The following is a 7428-nucleotide window of genomic DNA, read 5'->3' as shown; positions in this document are numbered from 1 at the left end:
TAACAACAAACGTCGCCAAGAAACACTTAACGGCATGACCCCCAACGAATATGGGTGCCATGCCGTTAAGAAAAGTGCATAAGCATTTTAATTATTTAAGTTGTCTACTTGACACGGAGTAGTTCCAACAAAACGTTAGTTTTTCACCCTCTATTTGTTTACTATTAACAACTCATTTTGAATATTTCCACTGTCTAATTTTAAGCTTCAATGCGCTTTAGTATCTTCAGAAAATCATTTACGGTCTTTTGCCAAGAAATATTGTGTAAATATTGGTGACTAGTTGCAACGACCTTAGCAAGTAATTCGGTGTCTTGTGCGGCCGTAAGCAAGGTGTCAGCTAATGCCGTTTCATTGAAATGGGTGGGGAAATAACTGCCCTTTGGTAGAAAATAGGAACCAGTTCCTTCAAGAAAATCGATGAATGGTAATCCAGTGCTCATCATTTCGAAAGGCACCAAGGAGAAATTTGTCATAGAAGGGGCAATACCAAAGTCGCAGCTATTGTACAAGTCAACCATTTCTTTGCGCGTTAATTTACCTAAATTGGTGCCATTGACAAAGCGTGCCGTTTTATTCGTGCCAAAGTACCAAACATCCAAGTGAATGCCCTTTTTAGCCAGTAACTTCTGACAATCCAGCATCGTGATTTGAATGCTGATGGGCGCACGTCTAGGACTTGACCATTTGGTATATACTGCAATCTTTAGTCGTTTCTTGGTTGGGTAGTTAGAAAAATCTCTTGGGGAGAAAGGATAGTTATCCAGATCAACTGGAAAATTGATTTGATCTACTGGCGTTTTATTTTTAGTGTGAACGTTGATCATATGGGCACACCAAGGTCCTAGTGATACCATATGTAGACCAAAATCATAAGTCTTTTTTGCAAGTTGATAGCGATCACCAAAAGGATAGAAATAAGGTTCATAGTCTTGCACAAAGTAAAATTTGTAGCCAGGTTTGTTTTTGATGATATAGGCCGTTTCCCACATAGTAGCAATCCAAATATCTGATTGGTGTGTGTCCAAGTGCGACATATCTAAACAGGTCCCACCAAACTTAGGAAAGTTAAATTCTGCATCGTCAGTCATAGATGCTTGTGATTGCGGAACGTAGCTCAAATAATAAACTTCATAACCGGCTTGTTGTAATAAAGTACCCAAGTGCAACATGGTTGTTTGACCGCCATCATAGGGAATGATGCCAGTGGTGACAAAGGTAATTGATCGGTAATGTGCTTGACGCTTTTGCTTTGCGGGACGGTCATTAAAATATTTTAGGATGGCGTCATAATCGTGAATATCACCTTGCATCACATCTTGCATTGTATCGTTTTCTTTTGCCAATATTTCGCGCTCCCTTTTCATCTTAATGACAAAAAAACAGACTAAAGTGGACAAATACCGCACAAAAGTCAGTTAGAAAACTGGTTTTTGAAAACTAGTAGCACTGTTTAAGCAAGTGACAACAGCGAGCTAGGATACCGTTCACTCTAGCAACGTGTTTTTGAACTACTTTTATTATAATACTTTTATAGATTGATAGCTTATTTTCTGAAAAACTAAGCGATAAGTTTGATAAAAGGCCGTAATTGGTCCGGTCCAAACTGCTGTACTTGATGAATCAAAATTTGGGCGCAAGCAATGCTGTCGGCGAGCGCATTATGATGATGCTGTAATTGAATTTTAAGCGCAGCAGAAACCGTATTTAAACGATGATTCGGAAATTCAGGATATAGTTTGCGACTTGTTTGCAAGGTATCGATAGCTAAATAATGGGGTGGCAAGATCTCAAAACGTTGTAGAGATTGGCGTAAAACATTGATATCAAAGCGGGCGTTATGCGCAGTTACTAAGTGATTCGTGTCAAATAATGGGGCAATATGCGGCCAAACTTCTGCGAAAGTTGGGGCATCTTGAACATCACTTTCATGAATACCATGAATCTGTACGTTACGACGATCAAAATACATTTTAGGATTGATCAATGTGTAAAATGAATCTACAACTTTGTTGGCTCGTACGACCACCAGTGCAATAGAGCAAGCACTTTTGGGGGAACGATTGGCGGTTTCAAAATCCATGGCAATGAAATTCATGGCTAACCTCTTTTCTGTAGTTTAAGATTTTTGTACTAGGTCAGCGATATCAAGTTCGATCGGGCAATGATCGGAACCATAAATATCCGTTAATATTTTGGCATCGTGCAATTTGTCTGTTAAATCATTGGAAGTACAAAAGTAGTCGATACGCCAACCGGCATTGTTTTTGCGGGCATTAAAACGATAACTCCACCAAGAATAAACACCGGTTTGATCGGGATAAAAGTGACGGAAGGTATCCGTAAAACCAGCATTTAGTAAGGCTGTAAACTTGGCACGTTCTTCATCTGTGAAGCCAGCGTTATGGTGATTCGTCTTATCATTTTTTAAATCAATGGCTTCATGAGCTACATTGAGGTCACCACAAAAAATAACAGATTTGTGTTGGCTAAGCTGGTGGACATAATTGCGAAAGGCATCGTCCCAAGTCATACGATAATCTAAACGTTTTAACTCATTTTGTGAATTTGGTGTGTAGCAAGTGATCAGGTAGAAAGTTGGATATTCTAGCGTGATCAAACGGCCTTCATGATCGTGAATATCAATACCTAAGCCATAAGTGACATTTAAGGGTTTGTATTTTGTGAAAATAGCTGTTCCAGAATAACCCTTTTTTTCAGCATAGTTAAAATACTGGTGATAGCCTGGCAAGTCTAACGTAACTTGCCCAGCTTGCATCTTTGTTTCTTGTAGACAAAAAAAGTCCGCATCTAATGTATTAAAAGTAGTCATGAAATCTTTTTTTAGGACTGCTCTTAAGCCGTTAACATTCCAAGAGATTAATTTCATCGTAAGTCCTCCGTTAGTCTAAGTCTAAAAAATATCTTATAACGCTGTTCTGTAAATAGTCTACATGTTTTGGGCCGCCTTGCAAGTGACATGAGTTGACAATCAAAAAATACTGGGTAGATACTGGGAGTTCAGACTATCTATATCAATGTTTTTTTGTTAAAATGGCAACTAGAGTTGTCTCAGAAAATGAACTGTGAACAGGGGCGAAGATAGTGATCGAACAATTGCCTGATTCTGAAATTTTGATCAAATATAATGAACCATTAAGTAAGTACACATTTACAAAAACCGGTGGACCAGCTGATCTATTAGCTTTTCCTAAAAGTGTCACAGAGTTAAAAACTTTATTGCATTTTGCAAAGGTACGACAACTACCGTTAACTTTTATAGGTAATGCTAGCAACTTGATTGTTCAAGATGGTGGGATCCGTGGGTTAACGATTATTACCACGGCCATGACGGCGATCCATGTATATGGTCATTATATTGTTGCACAAGCGGGCGCCCACATTATAGATACCTCAAAAACGGCTCAGCAAGCGAGTTTATCAGGCTTAGAATTTGCTGCTGGTATTCCCGGAAGTGTTGGCGGCGCCATTTTTATGAATGCGGGTGCCTATGGTGGTGAAATTTCAGACGTAGTGGCGGCTTACGATTATTTGGATTCTCAAGGTGAGTTACACACGCTGACCGGTGCGGCAATGGCTTTTCACTACCGACACAGTGCGGTTCAGGAAAATCATGGTATTGTGATTTCAGCTCGGTTTAATTTGATACCAGGTGATCCTGAAGTGATTTTGGCTAAAATGACAGATTTTAATACCAAGCGAGCCACCAAACAACCGCTAGAGTACCCATCTTGCGGCAGTGTCTTTAAACGGCCAAAGGGTTATTTTGTCGGACCGCTGATTCAAAAAGCTGGCTTACAGGGGCGTATTATTGGTGGGGCACAAATATCCACCAAACACGCTGGTTTTATCGTAAACCGTGGGCAAGCAACTGCGACCGACTATATGCAAATGATTCATTTGATTCAAGCAACAGTGCTAAAGAAATTTGGTGTTCGCTTAGAGCCAGAAGTTAGAATTATTGGCGAACCCAAAAAATAAGATAATATGTCAGGGTCGGTAGATAGATTGATGACCGACTCTTTTATTTTGAAATCAACTGATTGGGGGCAGGACATTGGAAATTATTGAAGCTGTCATTATATTGACAATTTTTGTAGTGATCTCAAATATTATCAGTCATTACCTTGTGGCCATCCCTGTTAGTCTGATTCAAATCATACTAGGTTTGTTGATTGCTTTGATTTTTAAGCTAACGATTCCGCTACGAACCAGCTGGTTTATGCTACTGTTCATTGCACCACTACTATTCAATGACGGGCGTCACTTTCCTAAACGCGAATTGTGGGCGTTGCGGGGGCCGATCGTTGCTAATGCCATTATCCTGGTGTTTTTGACCACATTTTTAGGCGGTTTCTTGATTCATTATCTGATTGCTGACCTCCCCTTATCTGCAAGCTTTGCGTTATCTGCGATTCTGTCGCCGACAGACCCAATTGCTGTGCAGTCGATCTCTGAACGGGCAAAATTACCGACCAATATTTTACATTTGGTTAGTGGGGAAAGTTTGATTAATGATGCTAGTGGATTGATTGGTTTTAAGTATGGCATTGCAGCAACAATGACCGGCTTTTTTTCTCTGACGCATGCGACGGGTGATTTTATTTATATCAGTATTGTTGGCGCCTTATTAGGATTGGTCATGATTTTTGGCATTCATTTTTTGCGCGGCTTTTTCTTACGTCAAGGCATCAACGATGTGATTTTACATACGATCATGCAAGTGAGTACGCCCTTTGTGATTTACTTGGTGGCGGAAGAGATTTTTCATGCATCGGGTGTAATCGCGGTTGTAACGGCAGGCATTTTTAATAGTACCCAGCGCAACCTTTATTCAGATTATTATTTAGCTGAATTAAATATCGTCAGTGAGCGGACGTGGGACTTGATTGTCTATATTTTAAATGGGATCGTCTTTTTGATTTTAGGGATCGAATTGCCAGTTGCTTTTGGCGATGTCATTCGTGCGGCTAATGTCGATACAAAATCGGCCATTTTATATGTCTTTGTCACATGGTTTGGTTTATTGATCATTCGGACTTTATGGACTTATGGGTACAGTTTTTTATCCTACTTACGCGATCGGCAAAATAAAAAAGCGCCCCAATGGCGAATTGCTATTTTATCAGGCTTGACAGGGGTTCGCGGGGCTATTACCATGGCTGGTGTTTTATCAGTGCCCGTGGCGTTGACAAATGGGGCAGCTTTTCCAGAGCGGCCTTTGATGCTATTTGTAGCTGGCGGTGTTATATTATTGAGTTTGGTTAGTGCAATTGTCTTTATACCACTGTTTGTGCCTAACGGGCGGCCTTTAAGATTGCGCGGCAGTTTGCCGGATGATGACGCAGATGGTAGTTTGGCTGAAGATACCACTGAAACGGCAGATGATCTACCATTAAAGAAATATACCTCAGCACAGGCACAATTATATATGTATCGGGTTGCCGTCCAGCGTTTAGAATCTGAAAAACATGAAGATAACCAGCGTGCAGCGTTAGACTTGATTGACGAATATCAGATTATGATCCGCCGTGCAGAGTTAGATATTAGTGAGGACGATCAGTTACCGCCACTCTTGGCTGATGAATTGATGCTAAATAAAGTTGGCCTAACTGGTGAATTGCAGACATTGGATCGTTTATGGCATGATAATGAGATTCAAGCACGCGCTTACCAATACTATCGTAAAAATTTAATCCAGCGTCAACGTAATCTGGAAGATATTATTACCGGCAGTTGGCGCATCCGAATCAAGATGATTTTATTTAGGATCCAGGTACGAATCAATCATTTGCTTGCTGAATTAACCTTGCAAAGGAATGATAATCGCACATTTTACAATGAACAGCTATTTATCGAACGTCAAATGGCCAAAGGTGGCTTGAAATATCTATCTTCATTTTTGAAACAAACGGAAAATCGCAAGCATAATTATAACCGCCAAGCTATTTATCAATTGGTGACACGCTATCGGCGGCGTATCGTAAATCTAAAAAGTATTGGTAATCAGCAAACAGAAAGATATGAACACCAATTAGCGCTCTTGCGAACGCACGCGTTGGCAAGCCAGCGGAGTGCGATTCAGGAGATGGTTGAAAAAGGGCTAATTGAAACAAGCGTAGCCGCTAAGCTACGCCAGCAAATCAATTATACGGAAAATGCTATGGTAATGACGAATGATCAAGAAACGGATTTATCTTAAGGAAAAGCAACGATCGTTCGACCCAGTTTTGGTTTTTTGAGAAAATCTTTTAAAACGGGAATCATTTCTTCAAAACCAATTTCGTGAACAGCAACATTGTGTTCGTGATCAGGACGCAGTGCCGTAGCTAATAGTTGCCAAAGTTCAGCGCGGTCATTGTTGGGATAAAAGACAGAATCTACACCGATCAAACTGATATTGCGCAGAATAAATGGTAAGACGTTTGCTTGAAAGGTAGCTTTATCTGCATTGCCATAAGTGACCACTTTACCACCATACTTGATGTACGGCAAAATATGACCAAGTAGATCCCCGCCAATACCATCGATAGCCATCATATAACGGCCTGTTTGTAACGGGTGATCAGTTGCTTGTGTCAGCACTTCAGGCGCAATCACATGAGCAGCACCAAGACTTTTTAAATAATCTTGAGCAGTATCTTGCCGTGTTACGGCCGTTACATTGGTAAACTTCAGCTTACGCAACATGGCTAATAACAGGCCCCCAACACCACCGGTTGCGCCAGTAATCAGGATCGGTACCTGTTTATCGATAGATGCTGGCATTTGTAGGAAGTAGCTTAGAGCAATCGCAGCGGTGACCCCGGCTGTACCAAAAATCATAGCATCACGCATGGTCAAAGGCCGAGGCACTTTGAGAATGTTTTGACTGCTTGTCGTTACAAACTCACTATAACCGCCATCTTCTGTTACGCCAAAGTTGAAGCCAGTTCCAACGACTTTATCACCGGGGAAAAAGCGGGAATCATTGGATTCAATAATCATTCCTGAAAAATCAATTCCGGGTACAATGGGGTAATTCTTGATCACACCACTATTATTATCCAAAGCGAGTGCATCTTTGTGGTTGATGCTTGAGTATTGGACCCGAATTAATACTTCGCCATCTTTACGGACACGGAACTGTTTTGGAACATACTTAGGGATAACTTGACCGTCTTTAATTTGATATTCGAGCGCTTGATAATCAGACATAATAACCTCCAGCAAACTAATTCATAAGTTTATTATAAACGTATTTGTATCAATACACGATAAATAATTTAAAAAGTAATGGTATATCAAGCAAAAAAATTGATGTTGGATTAAAAAAGAAAACTATAATGGTTGGTTAGCCTACCTGTGAAGGGGGACTTTTGTAGGCAATAAAGTTACTTTTGCAAGGAAAACATAAATGATGTATCA

6 protein-coding genes are annotated in these 7428 nt (G+C 40.3%); 2 read left to right on the top strand and 4 right to left on the bottom strand.

The features are described 5' to 3' along the window. Nucleotides 1–200 precede the first annotated feature (200 nt). The 3 genes from FHQ08_RS06345 to FHQ08_RS06335 all read right to left on the bottom strand — a co-directional run bounded on the left by FHQ08_RS06345 (nt 201) and on the right by FHQ08_RS06335 (nt 2890). Entirely contained in the window at nt 201–1346 is a 1146-nt protein-coding gene (locus tag FHQ08_RS06345; protein WP_407929190.1) for a glycosyltransferase family protein, read from the bottom strand. 215 nt (nt 1347–1561) lie between these two features. Then, nucleotides 1562–2098: a 3'-5' exonuclease gene (locus FHQ08_RS06340; protein WP_230913556.1), complete on the bottom strand. Its 537-nt coding sequence runs from the start codon at nt 2096–2098 to the stop codon at nt 1562–1564. A gap of 21 nt (nt 2099–2119) precedes the next feature. Continuing rightward, entirely contained in the window at nt 2120–2890 is a 771-nt protein-coding gene (locus tag FHQ08_RS06335) for an exodeoxyribonuclease III (RefSeq protein ID WP_230913555.1), read from the bottom strand. Between the two features lie 215 nt (nt 2891–3105). Here FHQ08_RS06335 and murB point away from each other — a divergent pair, with 215 nt between their 5' ends. Next, on the top strand, nt 3106–4002 hold the full coding sequence (murB, locus tag FHQ08_RS06330) for a UDP-N-acetylmuramate dehydrogenase (protein WP_330166079.1): 897 nt from the start codon (nt 3106–3108) through the stop codon (nt 4000–4002). A 76-nt stretch (nt 4003–4078) separates the two neighbouring features. After that, on the top strand, nt 4079–6223 hold the full coding sequence (locus tag FHQ08_RS06325; RefSeq protein WP_230913554.1) for a cation:proton antiporter: 2145 nt from the start codon (nt 4079–4081) through the stop codon (nt 6221–6223). Here the strand turns inward: FHQ08_RS06325 and FHQ08_RS06320 are convergent. Further along, nucleotides 6220–7218 carry a YhdH/YhfP family quinone oxidoreductase gene (locus tag FHQ08_RS06320; protein ID WP_230913553.1) on the bottom strand — a complete coding sequence of 333 codons (999 nt, stop codon included), beginning with the start codon at nt 7216–7218 and terminating at the stop codon, nt 6220–6222. The two genes, FHQ08_RS06325 and FHQ08_RS06320, sit on opposite strands and share 4 nt — an antisense overlap. Nucleotides 7219–7428: the final 210 nt, after the last annotated feature.

The sequence above is a fragment of the Agrilactobacillus fermenti genome (assembly GCF_021030645.1).
GTDB lineage: Bacteria > Bacillota > Bacilli > Lactobacillales > Lactobacillaceae > Agrilactobacillus > Agrilactobacillus fermenti.
Note: the sequence above shows the minus strand (reverse complement) of the source record. Positions and strands in the feature narration are given on the sequence as shown.

What these genes read in the sequence shown, in the direction of transcription:
- FHQ08_RS06340 (WP_230913556.1), bottom strand. Translation starts at nt 2,098, where the DNA reads ATGAATTTCATTGCCATGGATTTTGAAACCGCCAATCGTTCCCCCAAA.
- FHQ08_RS06335 (WP_230913555.1), bottom strand. Translation starts at nt 2,890, where the DNA reads ATGAAATTAATCTCTTGGAATGTTAACGGCTTAAGAGCAGTCCTAAAA.
- FHQ08_RS06320 (WP_230913553.1), bottom strand. Translation starts at nt 7,218, where the DNA reads ATGTCTGATTATCAAGCGCTCGAATATCAAATTAAAGACGGTCAAGTT.